This window comes from Bradyrhizobium sp. MI1.10 (assembly GCF_055811035.1).
Genome location: NZ_JBVVPN010000018.1, coordinates 1 through 15,474, shown reverse-complemented (window position 1 = coordinate 15,474; position 15,474 = coordinate 1). Strand labels below are relative to the sequence as shown.

The following is a 15,474-nucleotide window of genomic DNA, read 5'->3' as shown; positions in this document are numbered from 1 at the left end:
TGGGCAGGGCGTCGCACACCCTCGCTGTCATTGCCCGCGAAGGCGGGCAATCCAGTATTCCAGCGACAGCACCGCGATACGGAGGAGCCGCGGCGTACTGGATACCCCGCTTTTGCGGGGTATGACGGCGGAGTTGGGGGATGCATTGTTGCCCATCGGGCAAAACGATGCCGAGAGAGTAGCGCCCACTCCGTATGCGGAGAGGGGCAACCCTAATACGAAATCTTAGGCGGCAGCTTCTTCGCTTTGGCGATGATGTCGCCGACCGACTTCTCCGAGGGCAGGATGCGGAGCAGCTTTTTCTTCTCGTTGGCGTCCCGCATGCTCTGGGCGAGCCTTGCCGGATTTCGGTAGGCGAGCTCGCGCACGGTGGTGACGCCGGCGGCGCGGACCAGGCCGACCTTGGCCCTGCCCATGCCGGGAATGCGCATGTAGTCGGAGACGTTGGCCCATTCCAGCAGCAACTGCTCGCTGATGCCGGTCTTGGCGGAGAGCGCCTTGCGGCCCTTTACGGTCGAGGCCGCCTCGAGCAGCGCATCGGTGGTGCGGATACCGTGCGCCTTCAACTTGTTGGCGGCAAAGGCCGACAGGCCCTCAATCTCGGAGATCGGATATGTCATGATACTCGATGTGAAATGCGCAGGCGTCAGGCGAACTGGCTGAGGCCCGGGGTCCCCGCGATGATCTTGCCCATCTGATCCGCTCCGATTTTGTCTCGGCCGAAGCGAAAAAGTTCACGGGCGACGTTCTGAATCTCGGACATGCCGAGTCCCATGCCCATCAGGCGCGTGCCGACCGCCATCAGGCCGCCGCCCATCAGCCGCGACAGTCCTCCGCCGCTGCGGGATGCCTCGATTGCCGCTTCTGCACCTGGAATCTGGTCGATGAGTACCTGGACGCTGTCGGAAGGACCCTCGTTGCGGAGGAAGCCCAGGATAATGCCGACGGTCTTTTCAGCGACAGCACTATCTATGCTGGCGTTTGTCGCCAGCCGCCCGATTAGCTCGTCCATATGGCCGCCCCTCAGCCGGTTCACATGCCGGAGTATTGCTTTCGAAAATGATCTTGAGCCGGTGTGATGTGAAATACAAGCGATGAACGCCACCAACGTTCCGATTCAGTCTCGAACGCGCGAGAAGTGTTGCAGCGATGCAAGAGCGGAGATGAAATCAGCAAAAAAATGCCGCGGTGCGAATGCGTCGTTCCTACTTTCGGCGGATGTCACCCGCATGTTTCCGACGATGTCGCATGCCCGGAGCGCGTTGAATGGTTTCAATCAGCGCGCGATATGCGTTAAACTACGGAACTGGTGCATTCGAGTTTCGATATGCGAAACAGGGCAGAGAGATCAAGGAATAATGACCGCACAGGACAGCAAGCTCGGTGATACCGACGACAAGATCTTCGTCGGTAAAGGAAACGAGCAGGCATGGCTGACGTTGGCATTCGCCAATCGCCATGGCCTCGTCACGGGTGCAACCGGAACCGGCAAGACGGTCTCGCTGCAAGTGATGGCGGAAGGATTTGCGCGCGCCGGTGTTCCGGTCTTCGCGGCCGATATCAAGGGCGACCTCTCGGGCATCTCGGAGGTCGGCGAAGCCAAAGATTTCATCGTCAAGCGCGCCACCGAGATGGGACTGACGTTCGAGCCCGACCAGTTCTCGACGGTGTTCTGGGACGTGTTCGGCGAGCAGGGCCACCCGGTGCGGGCGACCGTCACTGAAATGGGCCCGCTGCTGCTCGCACGTATGCTCGACCTGAACGACGTGCAGGAAGGCGTGCTCAACGTCGCCTTCCGCGTCGCCGACGACAACGGGCTGACGCTGATCGACATGAAGGATCTGCGCGCGCTGCTCGATGCCATCGTGCCCGATGCCGGCAAGAAGGGGGCGGATGCCGAGGAGAGTCCGCTTGCCGAGATCAAGAAGGCGGCGCAGGGTTTTGGCAACGTCACCAAGGCCACGGTCGGCACCATCCAGCGCCAGCTTCTGGTGCTGGAGAACCAGGGCGCCACCAAATTCTTCGGCGAACCGGCGCTGACGCTGAAAGATTTCATGAAGACCGACCGCGACGGCCGCGGCATGGTCAACATCCTCGTCGCCGACAAGCTGCTGCAGAGCCCACGGCTTTACGCGACATTCCTGCTGTGGATGCTGTCGGAATTGTTCGAGGAGCTGCCCGAGGCCGGTGACCTGCCCAAGCCGAAGCTGGTCTTCTTCTTTGACGAGGCGCATCTGTTGTTCAACGACGCGCCCAAGGCGCTGATGGACAAGATCGAGCAGGTGGTGCGCCTGATCCGCTCCAAAGGCGTCGGCGTCTATTTCGTGACGCAAAACCCGGTCGACGTACCCGACCGCGTGCTCGGACAATTGGGCAACCGGGTGCAGCACGCGCTCCGCGCCTTCACTCCGCGCGACCAGAAGGCGGTCGCCGCCGCGGCCCAGACCTTCCGTCCCAACCCGAAGCTCGACACCGCCCAGGTGATCATGGAGCTCGGCAAGGGCGAGGCGCTGGTGTCCTTTCTCGAAGGCAACGGCACGCCGGCGATGGTCGAGCGGGTGATGATCCGGCCGCCATCGGCCCGGATCGGACCGATCACGTCCGAAGAGCGCAAGGCGATCATGGATGCAAGCCCGGTGAAGGGCAAATACGACACCGCCGTCGATGCAGAGTCCGCCTACGAGATGATCCAGAAGCGCATTGCCGGCACGGCTGCGACTGCGGATGCTTCGGCGGGCGGCGGAGGCGGCGGCATCCTCGGCCAGATCGGCTCGATCGTCGGCACCATCTTTGGCACCAACGTCAAGCGCGGCCGCCTGTCGACGGGCCAGGTCATCGCGCGCGACATGACCCGATCGGTCACCAATCAGGTGATCGGGGGGATGGCCGCCAATATCGGCAAGTCGGTCGCCGGCCAGCTTGGTGGCTCGATCGGCCGCACGCTGGTCCGCGGCGCGCTCGGCGGCTTGCTGCGCAGGTAGGCAGAAGGCCTCGTTTGAGGCAATTCCTCCGCAAACCCGCCGCTTGTGCGCGGTGGGTACAAATTCGGGTGATCAGGACTCTCCAAGCGTCCGTCCGTCTGCTAGGTGCTATGGCCCCTGACTGGACCACACCGTGACCTCACCTGAATCTTTCGTTCGACCCGGCACATTCCGAAGACTGTCGCTACGTGCGCCGCTCGACCTGCTCTTCCTGCTCTGCTGCTTCATCCTGGCTGCCGATGTCCTTGGTCCCGAGATCTTCGGGCACGGCAAAACCAAGGACTACGGCCTGTGGTACTGGGCCGGGCAGCAGGTCTTGAAGGGTGGGCCGCTCTATCCCGGCGACATCCACCAGTACTTCGAGTTCATCTACCCACCGCTGCCGGCGATCCTGCTGGCAGTCCCGAGCTGGTTCGGCAAGATCGCGCTCTACAGCGTGCTGTCGGTCCTGAATATTGCGGCGTGGTGGTACACCGGGATGCTCTCCAATGCCATGACCGGTTCGGGCCGCACGCCTGGCCCCTGGCTGGAGGCACTACCAGCTGCCGTGACCGTGACCTTCGTGTTTGACATGTTCGATCTTGGACAGCCGAACCTCGTCCTGCTGGCGATCATGCTCTACGGCTTCTGGAGCTTGCAGCATCAGCGCTCCTGGCTCGCAGGCTTCATGTTCGCGCTCGCCACCGCGATCAAGGTGTTTCCCATTGCGGTGCTGCCCTATCTGGTCTGGCGGCGAAAGTGGGGAGCCGCCGTCGCTACGGTCGCCTTCACCGGCATACTTCTCTACATCGTGCCGGCTCCCATTCGCGGCTTCGAGCGCAACGCCGCCGAGGTCAAGACCTGGTATCAGGGCATGGTCGGGTCGAGCTCGGAAAAAGGATTTGGCCAACGCGACGAGCAGAACTGGTCGTGGGTGAACCAGTCACTCATTGCTGTCACGCACCGGCTGGTCCGGCCAATCAACTACAATCAGGAGGATCCCAACAAGCCGCCGCGCACGATGAATGTCATCGACGTCGATTACAGGACGGCGAACTGGATCGTGCTGGCGCTGTCGGCGTTGCTCGGACTCGGCTTCGTCGCGGTCATGCCAGGGCAAGCGCGGCGTACGGCGCGCTCGGACGCCGAGGAGCTCGGCATCCTGTTCTGCCTGATGACGGTGGCATCGCCGCTGGCGCGACAATACTATTTCATGTGGCTGTTCTTCCCGATGACGGTGCTGATGCATCGTGCCGCCTTCGACGAGCGGGCGAACGTACGCCTGGGAACCTGGCTCGCCCTTGGCGCCGCCGGCATCCTCATGCTGCTGGCGCTGCCGTGGTTTCCCAATGTCTTCCAGGCCTGGGGCAATAACCTCGCCGCCACGGCGATCCTCGCAGCTAGTCTCGCATGGCACATCCGGCATCCGCCGGTTGCGGCTGGCCCCGACGCCGCGGCAGCGCTAAAAGCCGATAGTTCTTGAGAAGACATCTTTGAGTCCCGACGTCTTGGGATTCGAACGCAGGGAATACGACCAATGGCAAATGCGCAGCTTCAATCCGTGCTCGACCACATCGACAAGGAGTTCGACAACAGCCTGGAGCGTCTGTTCTCGCTGTTGCGGATCAAGTCGATCTCCGCCGACCCGGCCTTCGCGGCCGATTGCAAGGCGGCGGCCGAGCATCTTGCCAGGGACATCGCGAGCCTCGGCGTTGCGACTGAAGTGAGGCCGACCGCCGGCCATCCCGCGGTCGTCGGCAAGAGCGTCGCGGGCGGCCGGCCGCATGTGCTGTTCTACGGCCACTATGATGTGCAGCCGGTCGATCCGCTCGAGCTCTGGCACCGTCCGCCATTCGAGCCTGTTGTGACCGACCATGCCGACGGCCGCAAGATCATCGTGGCGCGCGGCGCCGAGGACGACAAGGGCCAGGTCATGACCTTCGTCGAGGCCTGCCGCGCCTGGAAGAAAGTGACGGGGTCACTGCCGATCGACGTCACGTTCCTGATCGAAGGCGAGGAAGAAGTCGGCTCGAAGAACTTCGTGCCCTTCATCGAAGCCAACAAGGACGAGTTTAGGGCGGACTACGTGCTGGTCTGCGACACCGGCATGTGGGACCGCAACACGCCGGCGATCACGACCTCGCTACGCGGTCTGCTCTATGAGGAGCTCAAGATCACCGCCGCCAATCGCGACCTGCATTCCGGCGTGTTCGGCGGCAGCGCGATGAACCCGATCCGGGTGCTGACCAAAATTCTCGGCGGGCTGTTCGACGACGACAATCGCATCACCATTCCGGGCTTCTACGATGGGGTAAAGGACACGCCGCCGGACATTCTCGCGCAGTGGAAGAAGCTCGACTTCACGCCGGACACGTTCCTCAAGCCCGTTGGGCTATCGATACCGGCCGGCGAGAAGGGCAGGCTCCTGGTCGAGCAGGCTTCCACACGTCCGACCTGTGACGTCAACGGCATCTGGGGCGGTTATATCGGTGAGGGCTCGAAGACGGTGATCCCGTCGCACGCGTCGGCCAAGGTCTCGTTCCGGCTGGTCCAAGGGCAGGATCCTGCGAAGATCCGCAAGGCTTTCCGTGAGTACGTGACGGCGCGCATTCCGGGAGACTGCAAGGTCGAGTTCGGCGATCACTCTGCCGGGCCTGCGATTGCGCTCGACTGGAACATGAAGCCGCTCGCCGCGGCCAAAACCGCGCTGACCGAGGAATGGGGCAAGGAGACCGTGCTGATGGGCTCGGGCGCCTCGATCCCGATCGTCGCCGACTTCAAGCGCGCGCTGGGGCTGGATTCGCTGCTCGTCGGTTTTGGCCTCGACGACGACAACATCCACTCGCCGAACGAGAAGTACGACCTCCGCAGCTTCCAGAAAGGCATCCGTTCCTGGGCGCGCATCCTCGCGGCGCTGGCGGAGGTGAAGTAGGGCGCTCTTTATCCTCGTCGTTGCGAGTGCGTAGGGTGGGCAAAGGCGCAAAGCGCCGTGCCCACCATCTGTCCCGGATCGCGATCGGCAATGGTGGGCACGCTTCGCTTTGCCCACCCTACGAGACCTTACAAATAAAAACGCCGCCCGGAATTGGGCGGCGTTTCATTCCAAAAGGCGTAGAGGTTCGTTAAACGCTACCCTACACCAAATCTCGAAAATTTCAAGACCGGTAGCCCGGCAGCTCGCGGTCCAGCTTGCGCAGCAGTGGCGGCCACACCAGGTTAGTGGCGCGCAACTCGGCGCGGTCGCGGTTGGCGAGCAGCTCGGTATTCTTGTCGATCGCGACATCGTCGACCGGATAGACCGGCGTGCCCAGCGCGCGCGTACGTACCTGCATCGAGCAGGCGCGCTCAAGGTGATACATGCGCTCGAAGGCCGAAGCCACCGAACGGCCGACCGTCATCGTGCCGTGGTTGCGCAGCAGCATGTGGTTATGGTCGCCGAGGTCCTTCTGCAGCCGCGGCCGCTCGTCGTGGTCGAGCGCGATGCCTTCGTAGTCGTGATAGGCGAGGTCGTGGGTGACGAGCTGGGCGGTCTGGTTCAGCGGCAGCAGGCCTTCGGCGCTGCTCGAGACCGCGGTGCCGTCGAGGGTGTGGAGATGCAGCACGCAGATGGCGTCCTCGCGCACCTCGTGGATCGCCGAGTGGATGGTGAAGCCGGCGGGGTTGATGCTGTACTCGCTCTCGGAGAGCTGGTTGCCGTGCAGATCGACCTTGACCAGGCTCGACGCCGTGATCTCGTCGAACATCAGCCCGTAGGGGTTGATGAGGAAATGATGGTCAGGGCCGGGCACGCGCGCGGAGATATGGGTGTCGACCAAATCGTCCCAGCCGTAGAGCGAGACGAGACGATAGCATGCGGCGAGATTGACCCGTTGCTGCCACTCGGCCTCCGTCATGTTCGACGGCACTTCCTTCAGGCGCGCTTCCGCTGGCGACATGGTTGATCTCTCCGAACATCGTTGTTGCGGGGAGGGAGCGTAGTCCTGCCGCGAGCTGCCAGCAAGGCACACAAAGCGCGGCAGTCCAGCGTAGCCCGCATGAGCGAAGCGACATGCGGGGCTGCCTGATAGGCCCCGGATGTCGCTGCGCTCATCCGGGCTACGGTCCGGAGGAATTTATTACGGCGCCGGGATCGAGAGCAGGCTCGAAATGCTGCTGCCGCGGATGTCGTAGACGCGGGCGAACACCACGTCGTCGCGCTTGATCTCGACCAGCACGGGCGCGGTGAGGCCCTTGCAGTAGAACTCGCCGAGAGTCATGGCGAAATCGGCGGCATTGGAATCCCAGCCGATGGTGAAGTCGGGCCCGAGCGCGACCTGGGCGGGGCGCTGCGGACCGCACACGGCGACCTTCCATTTGCGGTTTCGCGGCGGCACTTCCTGGCGTTCCACCAGCTGCTCGCGCAATTCGTCCGAGGCCTGCTTCAGCGCCAGACCCCAATAATCCAGCATGAAGCGGTCGTCGGCGCCGCGCACGGTGCCGGCGATGTGGTTGAAGTGGGTGTATTGATAGGGATGCAGCCGGATCATTTCGGCCAGCGAGAGCGCCAAGCCAAAGCAGAAGGTGGCGAGCACGACCGGCTGCCAGGTGCGGTGATTGGCGCGCAGGCGCTCCATGGCCCAGCCAAAGGCAACGCCGCCGAGCACCGCCATCGGCGGGATCACGAAGACGAAATGGCGGATGCCGTTGTACAGCGCCGGCCGCTTCACCATTGCGATCGCCAGCGGCAGCGTCGCGGCGAGCGTGAGCATCAGGAGAATGGCCTTGCGGCGGGCGGGAACCTCGCGGCGCGGCAGCAGTGCGAAGGTGCCGATCACGGCGCCGAACATCAGCACCAGCATCACCTCGGGCAACTGAAGCGCGAACAGCGTCGGCAGATAGGACCAGGGCATGTCGGGCACGGAAACGATCGCGCCGTCGAACATCTCCTTCCAGGGTTTCTCGAAGAAGTGCGAGAAGTAGGTCAGCGCCTCGAAGGGATTGCCGGGCTCCATGATCGACCACGGCCAGATCAGCCCCATCACGATGTAGCCGAGCACGAGGCCGGGCAACAGCACGTAGACGACATAAGCGAAGCGTCGGACCGATTCACGCAGGCCCTCGGTGCGCAGTTCCTCCAGGAACAGCGGCATGAAGCCGATCACGGCATAGACCAGCGCAAGGCCGCCGAGGATGCGGGTGCCGAGCGAGAGGCCGGCGCCAAGGCCGACGATCAGGATCGTGCGCGGCGACGGCTGCGGATATTCCTCGGCAAGGCGGACGAGGCCCAGCATCAGGATGATCATGGCCACCGCGAAGGGCGCATCCTTCGGGTTCATGAACATGTGGCCGTAGAAGATCGGGCAGAGCGCGAGCAGCAAGAGTGAGGCAAGTCCCGCAAGGGGACCACCGACACGGCGGCCAAGCCGCCACGTCACCGCAAGTCCGATCACGCCGACTACGGCGCCGAGCAGCCGGCGCGTCTCGAACAGCTCGAGCGGAATCACCTTGTGCAGGAGGGCCGCGACCATGTCGAAGCCGCCGCCATACATGTAGAGGTTGGCAAAGGAGAGGGCCGCGGTGTCCTTGAAACCGGAACCGAACATGCGCAGCAGCAGATCGGCGTATTCGGCGTGGGTGTAGTCGTCCCAGCCGAGCCCGTAGTCGCGGAAGGTCAAGCCTGCAATGACGGCGACCGCAGCCAGCACCAGCATGGCGAGATCGTCGCAAGTCCGTTCAACCGAGCGCCGCAGGGGCGTGTCGATCGCCGAAGTCGTGATGGATGTCATGGCTATTGGTGACCCGGAATCCCCTCTTGGCCCTGCTGGTGCGCGCGGGCCTGCTCCCCGGAATCCCTATAGCGCAGTTCCATTAGCAAGTAATTGGGCATTATGGCTAATTCCTGATGCGACGCAGCAAATCCGGCCAAACTTGAGAGCGGCCTAAAGTAGCGAGCCGTAGCTGAAGGGAATGTGAATAAGTCCCTGATTTCCTTTCCTTAAGGAACGCAGGTTATAATTCGACGTTGGCGTGGAACACCGGATGACGGTATCGTGGCGTGACGAGGGTCGCGTGTGGCTGCGTGGCCAGGGGTGAGTTCGATGGCGTTGGCATTGTTGATCGCGGGGATTTTCGCCGTTTTGGCGGGCCTCCTTGCGATCCTGTTCGGCTTCACCGTCAGGGAATTCAGTCTCGGCAGTACCCTCATAATCGCCGGTACCATCGGCGTCTGCTCCGGAATGTTACTGGCCGGCCTCTACGTCGTGGTCGCGGAATTGAAAGGCATGGCCCGCCGGCTGGCTGGATCCATCGCACCATCCGACGTTCGGGTCAGGCCCGTGCTGCCGGGTCTCGGGATGGCTGGAACGCCTGGCCCCGCGCCTGAGCCGGGCGCAGAGAAGATCGAGCCGGCGCCGCCATTGCCGGCCGCAGGACCGCCGCCCTGGCAGAACGAAGCAGCCGCGCGCGAGCGTCCGCGCGCCGAGCCTCCGCCACCGCCGGAAGCTCCGAGCCCGCCGGAGGTTCCGGAACCGCCGCGCCGGCGCAACCTGATGTTCGCCTCGACCTCCCGCAAGGAGCGCGAGCGCGCCGAGGCGAAGACCAGCGAGGGCTTGCCGCCGCTGCCGCATGCCGAGCCGTCGGCGGAGCCTGCCGCCCCGGAGACGCCGCCTGCGAGCTTTGACGACGCCTGGCCGAAGCCGGACCGTATGAGGCCTGCCGAGCCGCCGGCCGCCTCGCGGCGCCCGCCCCCGCGCTCGCCGTCGACCTTCGCTGAGACTGCTCCGCCGCCCGCACCGGAGCCGGCGGCCGCGGCCGAACAGGCGCCCGTGACCGTGCTCAAATCCGGCATCGTCGACGGCATGGCCTATTCGCTCTACTCCGATGGCTCGATCGAAGCCCAGATGCCGGAAGGGATGATGCGCTTTGCCTCGATCGACGAGCTGCGCTCCCACCTCGACCAGCGTGGGGCTTGAGAGAGCTGGCGCAGGCAAGTAAAGCGCTGGCGTTCTTGTTGCTTCGTCAGTAAATCAGCCCATATTCCTCAGTCATTCCATTCAGTCGAATGTATTGTTGACACGGAATACTCTGACGTCGTCTCTCCCGTGAGACGCAAGGTGGAGAAAGGCGGGGCCGATGTCGGATGCCGGGGCTAAGAATTTCATTGAGCTGACGGCGGGCATCGTGTCGGCCTATCTCAGCAACAACCCGACGCCTGCAACTGAGATTCCGAACCTGATCAGCCAGGTGCATGGCGCGCTTGTGCGCGTTTCATCGGGTCGCACCGAGACGGTGCCGCTCGAGCCCGCGAAGCCGGCGGTCTCGCTGAAGAAGTCGATCGCGCCTGATTATCTGGTCTGTCTGGAAGACGGCAAGCGCTTCAAGTCGCTGAAGCGCCATCTGCACACCCGGTACAACATGACGCCGGAGCAATATCGCGAGAAATGGGGCCTGCCGGCCGACTATCCCATGGTCGCGCCGAACTATGCAGTGGCCCGCTCACAGCTTGCGAAGCAGATGGGACTGGGACAGCAGCAGCGCAAGCGGAAGTAGGATTTCTACGACGCTTCCGCGAGCGCTTCTTTCGCGTCGGTCTTGATGCGCTCGACCATCGAGCGCAGGCCGTTGGAACGCTGCGGCGTCAGATGGTCGCGAAAACCGAACTCGTCGAATACGGCAATGGCGTCGGTCGCAAGAATCTCCTGAGGCGTGCGGCCGGAGTAAAGCGACAGCACGATCGCGACCAGCCCGCGCACGATGTGGGCGTCACTGTCGCCGCGATATGTCAGGACCGGCGGCCCGCCATCGCGACGATCGATCAGCTTCTGAAGCCAGACCTGGCTGACGCAGCCATTCACCTTGTTCTCGGCCGAATGCTCGGCCTCGGACATCGGTTCCAGGGTGCGGCCGAGCTCGATGACGTACCGATAGCGGTCGTCCCATTCGTCCAGAATCTCGAAATTATCCCTGATTTCGTCGATCGTCGTCATGCTGGCCCAAGTTCCCGTTCAGGCCAATATAGGGACGCAAAGCGCCGAAATCGATAGGGTTTGGGCGCTAATTCGCCGTCGCGGGCGCCGGGCCGCGCCATTCCAGCGCGAGGTCGTCCTGGGACAGGGTGTCGCGCGGCGCCTCGCTGGTTGCGGTATCACCTTCGCCGGCCAGCGCGATCGAGCCGGTGTGGTCGGGGGTCTTCTTGTCGGGCTTCTCGAGCTGCTCTTTCTTGTCGTTGATGATCTGGTAGATCTTCTTCGCGCCGTCCTGCGCGCGCTGGCCGATGATGGTCGCGGCCTGTCCGCCGACCTCGCACGCCGCCGGCTGGCGCTTGCAGAACTGGGTCATGTCGGAAACAGCCGCGGTCGCAGCCTGCACCGCGTCGGCAGCGCCGATCTGCGGCAGCTTGTCCGATTCGGGCGTCTTGTCTCGCGGCAGGAGCACCAGCACCAGCCCGAGCCAGAATGTGATGCGAAGCAGAAAGCGCATCTTGCGACCTGTATGTTAGATCCCGCCGCGGCGATCTCCACGGATGTCGGGCCTAGCAACTCTCGATAAATCGCAAGTGATTGCCTTCCGCTTAATTCGCGGAAAATTGACTCAAGAATCTTTGCAATCGACCGTGTCGTAAATTTTCGATTGACGACCACACCCGTGATTCTGCCGCCACGCCCGTCCACCATTTCGAAACCATGCGGATCACGGTGAAACCCTGTGTTCACCATCCCCGCTGATGACGTCGTCAAATCGTCTAAAAAGCCCTGCGATGACGCGGTGTCTGGCGGCGCGCCGCGCTGCCTTAGTGTTCGTTTAAGGTCGCTCTGACACGGTGGCTCAACGATAAGGAGGCGTTCCGGCGCGTCTTCCCGACGAATGAGCCGAAGCGCGAGACCCGTGACAGTTTTGAGTATCATCCGCGATTGTCTCGATGCGCTGCTGCATCCCTCCGCGCGTTACGACGCGCTGACGCGAGCGCGCCATCGTGCCTTCATGGCCCCGCGGCTGCTCGGCAGCCTGGCCGCCTTTGCCGCATTCCCGGTCTATCTCGCCATGCGCGGCGCGCCGAGCGCGATCGAGGTCGCGGCCTTTGCCTGGCTGATTGCGCCGATCCTGTTGTCCTGGTTCCTGTCGCGCACCGGCCGTTACGAAGGCGCGCATGTGCTGTCGTCGCTGGCGCTGTCGGGCCTGATCATGGCGGTGGCGGTGACGACCGGCGGCATCGAATCGTTCGGCGCGATCTGGCTGGTCGTGGTTCCCCTCGAAGCTGCGCTGTCGGCCTCGCGCCGCGTCGCGGCCTTTGCCTCGCTGCTGGCGCTGTCCTGCGCCGGCATTCTCATCCTCGTCAGCCAGCTCGGCTGGCTGTCGATTGGCGACGCCAGCGCTGCGGAACGCGGCGTGCTGATGGCGTTCGGCGTCGCCTCGGCGACGCTCTATGCGGCAGGTCTGGCCTTCGGTGCGGAATCGCTCGCGCGCACCAGCGTTGCGCTGCTGTCGCGTGAGGAAGAGCGTTACCGTCTCCTGGCGCGGAATATGAGCGACGTCATCTCGCGGCATCAGCGCAACGGCGCGGTGCAGTTCATTTCACCGGCGGTGGAAGCCATGCTCGGTGTGCCCGTCGCGCAACTGCTCGGCCACGGCCTGTTCGATCGCGTCCATGTCGCCGATCGCCCGGCGTATCTGACGGCGCTGTCCGATGCCGCGCGCGGCGAGGTGCGCAGCGTCGAGTTCCGGTTGCGCCGGGAGCGTGCCGGCTCGGAGCGCGGCCAGGTTGATTTCATCTGGGTCGAGATGCGCTGCCGCCCGCTCGATCGGGATATGGGCCGTGATACCACGCGCGAGGCCGATGTTGTCGCCGTGATGCGCGATGTCACCGACCGCAAGCTCGGAGAGCAGGCGTTCGATCAGGCGCGCAGCGCTGCAGAGGCGGCCGACGCCGCCAAGACGCGCTTCCTTGCCACCATGAGCCATGAGCTGCGCACGCCGCTCAACGCCATCATCGGATTCTCCGAGATGATCACGCAGGAGCAGACCTTGATGCTGGGCGCGGCCCAGCGGAGGGAATACGCCCAGCTCATCAACGATTCCGGCAAGCATCTGCTCTCGGTCGTCAACGGCATCCTGGACATGTCCAAGATGGAATCGGGTAATTTCGAGATGGCGTCGGAACCGTTCGCGCCGCGTGCATCATTGATGCACTGCTGCAATCTGCTGGCGCTGAAGGCGCGGGAGAACGGCGTCGATCTCGTCACCGATGCGCCGCAGGATCTGCCTGTGATGACCGGCGATCCGCGCGCTTTCAAGCAGATCGTGCTCAACCTCGTCGCCAACGCCGTCAAGTTCACCGAGCGCGGCGGTCAGGTCACTGTAACAGCGGCGGTCTCGGGCTCGCAGCTTGCGCTGCGCGTCAGCGACACCGGAATCGGCATCGCACCTGACGATCTCAAGCGCATCGGCGCGCCATTCTTCCAGGCCGGCAAAACCTATCAGCGCCGCCACGAAGGCACCGGCCTCGGACTTTCGATCGTGAAGAGCCTGGTGGCGTTGCATCTCGGCGAATTGACGGTACAAAGCAGGCTCGGCGAGGGCACTGCCGTCACCGTCAAGCTGCCGCTCGTCTACACGCCGCAGGCCAAGATTTCTGATGCCAAAACTTCTGATACCAAGATTTCTGAGGCCAAGATGTCCGACAGCAAGGCGAGCGAGAGCAAGATCGCGACCTTGACGCCGGTGCTGCGCCAGGAACTTCAGCACCAGGAACTGCAGGACCATCCTCACGACCAAGTTCAGGACCAACCCGCTCTGGTGAAGAAAAGTGCCTAAGAAGTCTGCCAAGGACCAAGCCGCTCCGCGCCGCCGTGGCGCCAAGGCCGCAGTCATCGATGTCGAGACCGAGCGCAATCTCGTGCTGCGCGTGCTGCTGCATAGCCCCAAGGATACGCTCGCCGGTTTCGTCGCCGTGGCCGCTATCGGCGCGATCGTTGCCAACGCGCTGTTCCTCCAGACCGGGCGGCATCCGGCGCCGATGTTCGGCACCGTGATCAATCTTCCCGCGCCCTCGTCCCTGCCGCTGTCGAACCCCTTGCCCCGTTCGCGTCCGGTCGGGGCCGATACCTCGCCGCTCGAGCCGAGAGCCACGGAGTTTCGTGCCGAGCCCAGACCTGCCGAGCCCAGACCTGCGGACAAGCCGCCGGAGAGGCCTGTCGAGGCGACCGCATCGACGCCGCGCTCAGGCGATCCCATGACCAATCTGGTCAAGCAAACGATTTCGGCGCCGCCCTCCGTTGCGCGTCCGCCGGCGCCGATCCCCGTGCAGCAGAGCGCGGCGGCGCGGCGCATCGCCGGCGTGCAGCGCGCGCTGTCCGAATACGGCTACGGAAATTTGAAGATCACGGGCGCGATGGGTAGCGAGACCCAGTCCGCGATCCAGAAATTCGAGCGCGAGCACAAGATGCAGGTCACCGGCCAGCTGTCCGACCGCCTGCTCCGCGAGCTCGGCGCCGCGATCGGCCACCCCGTCGAATAGTCGTTGCTGTTGTGCGAAGGCTGGTGCTGATTGCAGCGCTGTCCTATCGTGGCCACCATGCGTTTGAAATCGAACATCTGGGTCTCAGCCTATCTGCGCCGGTGCCAGACCGAGGGCGTGTACGGCGCGGTGCGTCGTCGCGGTGCGGAGGAGGCGGGTGCGGTGTTCGTGAAGATCTCGCTGCTTGACGGCAATGCGATGCTCTATGTGCCGGCGCCGCAGACCTCTTACGACGACGGCCGGCCGGTCGATCGCTTCTTCGTGCCGTTTGCGCCGCAGCCGATGCCGGAGCCTGCGGTGGAGGAGCGCCTGACCAAGGAGATCCGCTTCGATTCCGACATCTGGATCGTCGAGACCGAAGACCGCGCCGGGCGGCATTTCCTCGAATTGGCGAAGACCTAACGATCCGATCCGTCAGTCCCCGTCCGCACCGCGGGCGCGGAGCCGGGCTGCACGCCCGGGCGTGTCTGGCTTGCGCCCGCACGCGCGCGCTGGCGCTCGCTGTCATGCAGCGACGGCTGGTACTTGGCGCGGGTGACGGCGAGCGTCGAGCCGCGCCAGGCGGCCAGCATCACCAGCGCCGCCCGGTCGCTGAGGCGATCGTAAAGACGCGACAGCCGGTACACGTCGGTCACGGAGTTGCCGATCTCCGGCTTGAAGAACAGCAGGATGCGCTGAAACACCGGGCTCGGCATGTCGAGCGCGCGCGCGGCGACCGCGAGCGCTTCGCCGCTTGCATCGTCGACGATCTGGGCTGCGACGCGCGAGGGCAGGATCAGGCTGTCGCCGAGCTCGAAGGCGAAATTCTCGACATCGCCCGCGATCGCCGCCATCTCGAGGATCTGGATCGCGCGCTTGGCGCGCACGGTCGGAATCCGCGGCGCGGCCTTCAGCGGGGTCTCCGCCAGATTGTGCAGGATCAGCGCGCGCTCGGCGGTGCCGGCGCGGAAGAACATGTCGTAGATATCGGCCGCGTCCTTTGGCTGCATCGCCATGTTGGAGGGCGGTGTCTTTTTCACATCA

At 64.0% G+C, this 15,474-nt stretch carries 15 protein-coding genes; 8 read left to right on the top strand and 7 right to left on the bottom strand.

Features of this window, described 5'->3' with window-relative positions:
- Positions 1–212: 212 nt before the first annotated feature.
- Both AC0L3K_RS19835 and AC0L3K_RS19830 read right to left on the bottom strand, forming a co-directional pair.
- Complete coding sequence (locus tag AC0L3K_RS19835) at positions 213–620, bottom strand: DUF4332 domain-containing protein (protein ID WP_007593543.1); 408 nt, start codon at positions 618–620, stop codon at positions 213–215.
- 26 nt (positions 621–646) lie between these two features.
- Positions 647–1,012: a hypothetical protein gene (locus tag AC0L3K_RS19830; protein WP_007593542.1), complete on the bottom strand. Its 366-nt coding sequence runs from the start codon at positions 1,010–1,012 to the stop codon at positions 647–649.
- 346 nt (positions 1,013–1,358) lie between these two features.
- Between AC0L3K_RS19830 and AC0L3K_RS19825 the strand changes: the two genes are divergently transcribed.
- From AC0L3K_RS19825 to AC0L3K_RS19815, 3 genes are all read left to right on the top strand, one after another.
- Positions 1,359–2,981, top strand: coding sequence for a helicase HerA-like domain-containing protein (locus tag AC0L3K_RS19825; protein WP_007593540.1), 1,623 nt, complete (start codon positions 1,359–1,361; stop codon positions 2,979–2,981).
- A 133-nt stretch (positions 2,982–3,114) separates the two neighbouring features.
- Positions 3,115–4,443 (top strand): glycosyltransferase family 87 protein, encoded by a 1,329-nt coding sequence (locus tag AC0L3K_RS19820; protein WP_473366727.1) that lies wholly within the window; start codon positions 3,115–3,117, stop codon positions 4,441–4,443.
- A 54-nt stretch (positions 4,444–4,497) separates the two neighbouring features.
- The gene (locus tag AC0L3K_RS19815) at positions 4,498–5,892 is read left to right on the top strand and encodes a M20/M25/M40 family metallo-hydrolase (RefSeq protein WP_007593536.1); all 1,395 of its coding nucleotides are present in this window, start codon (positions 4,498–4,500) and stop codon (positions 5,890–5,892) included.
- Between the two features lie 223 nt (positions 5,893–6,115).
- On the opposite strand, the gene AC0L3K_RS19810 is transcribed toward AC0L3K_RS19815, so the two are convergent.
- Entirely contained in the window at positions 6,116–6,895 is a 780-nt protein-coding gene (locus AC0L3K_RS19810) for a class II aldolase/adducin family protein (protein ID WP_007593534.1), read from the bottom strand.
- Positions 6,896–7,075: 180 nt separating this feature from the next.
- Complete coding sequence (locus tag AC0L3K_RS19805; RefSeq protein WP_354127450.1) at positions 7,076–8,725, bottom strand: glycosyltransferase family 39 protein; 1,650 nt, start codon at positions 8,723–8,725, stop codon at positions 7,076–7,078.
- Positions 8,726–9,037: 312 nt separating this feature from the next.
- Between AC0L3K_RS19805 and AC0L3K_RS19800 the strand changes: the two genes are divergently transcribed.
- Positions 9,038–9,910 (top strand): hypothetical protein, encoded by an 873-nt coding sequence (locus tag AC0L3K_RS19800; protein ID WP_007593529.1) that lies wholly within the window; start codon positions 9,038–9,040, stop codon positions 9,908–9,910.
- A gap of 160 nt (positions 9,911–10,070) precedes the next feature.
- Positions 10,071–10,487, top strand: coding sequence for a Ros/MucR family transcriptional regulator (locus AC0L3K_RS19795; RefSeq protein WP_007593528.1), 417 nt, complete (start codon positions 10,071–10,073; stop codon positions 10,485–10,487).
- 5 nt (positions 10,488–10,492) lie between these two features.
- Here the strand turns inward: AC0L3K_RS19795 and AC0L3K_RS19790 are convergent, their stop codons facing one another.
- Complete coding sequence (locus AC0L3K_RS19790; RefSeq protein ID WP_007593527.1) at positions 10,493–10,924, bottom strand: SufE family protein; 432 nt, start codon at positions 10,922–10,924, stop codon at positions 10,493–10,495.
- Between the two features lie 67 nt (positions 10,925–10,991).
- On the bottom strand, positions 10,992–11,417 hold the full coding sequence (locus tag AC0L3K_RS19785) for a DUF5330 domain-containing protein (RefSeq protein WP_007593526.1): 426 nt from the start codon (positions 11,415–11,417) through the stop codon (positions 10,992–10,994).
- Positions 11,418–11,801: 384 nt separating this feature from the next.
- Between AC0L3K_RS19785 and AC0L3K_RS19780 the strand changes: the two genes are divergently transcribed.
- Genes AC0L3K_RS19780 through AC0L3K_RS19770 form a run of 3 tightly spaced genes read left to right on the top strand, consistent with a single transcriptional unit; the run spans position 11,802 to position 14,853 of the window.
- The gene (locus tag AC0L3K_RS19780; RefSeq protein WP_473366726.1) at positions 11,802–13,748 is read left to right on the top strand and encodes a PAS domain-containing sensor histidine kinase; all 1,947 of its coding nucleotides are present in this window, start codon (positions 11,802–11,804) and stop codon (positions 13,746–13,748) included.
- Positions 13,741–14,451, top strand: a complete 711-nt coding sequence (locus tag AC0L3K_RS19775) for a peptidoglycan-binding domain-containing protein (RefSeq protein ID WP_473366725.1) — start codon at positions 13,741–13,743, stop codon at positions 14,449–14,451. The genes AC0L3K_RS19780 and AC0L3K_RS19775 overlap by 8 nt, the downstream gene beginning before the upstream one ends.
- Before the next feature lie 57 nt (positions 14,452–14,508).
- Positions 14,509–14,853 carry a DUF1491 family protein gene (locus AC0L3K_RS19770; protein WP_007593522.1) on the top strand — a complete coding sequence of 115 codons (345 nt, stop codon included), beginning with the start codon at positions 14,509–14,511 and terminating at the stop codon, positions 14,851–14,853.
- On the opposite strand, the gene AC0L3K_RS19765 is transcribed toward AC0L3K_RS19770, so the two are convergent.
- On the bottom strand, positions 14,850–15,474 hold a 625-nt coding region (locus tag AC0L3K_RS19765), incomplete at its 5' end, for a DUF2336 domain-containing protein (protein WP_473366724.1). The two genes, AC0L3K_RS19770 and AC0L3K_RS19765, sit on opposite strands and share 4 nt — an antisense overlap.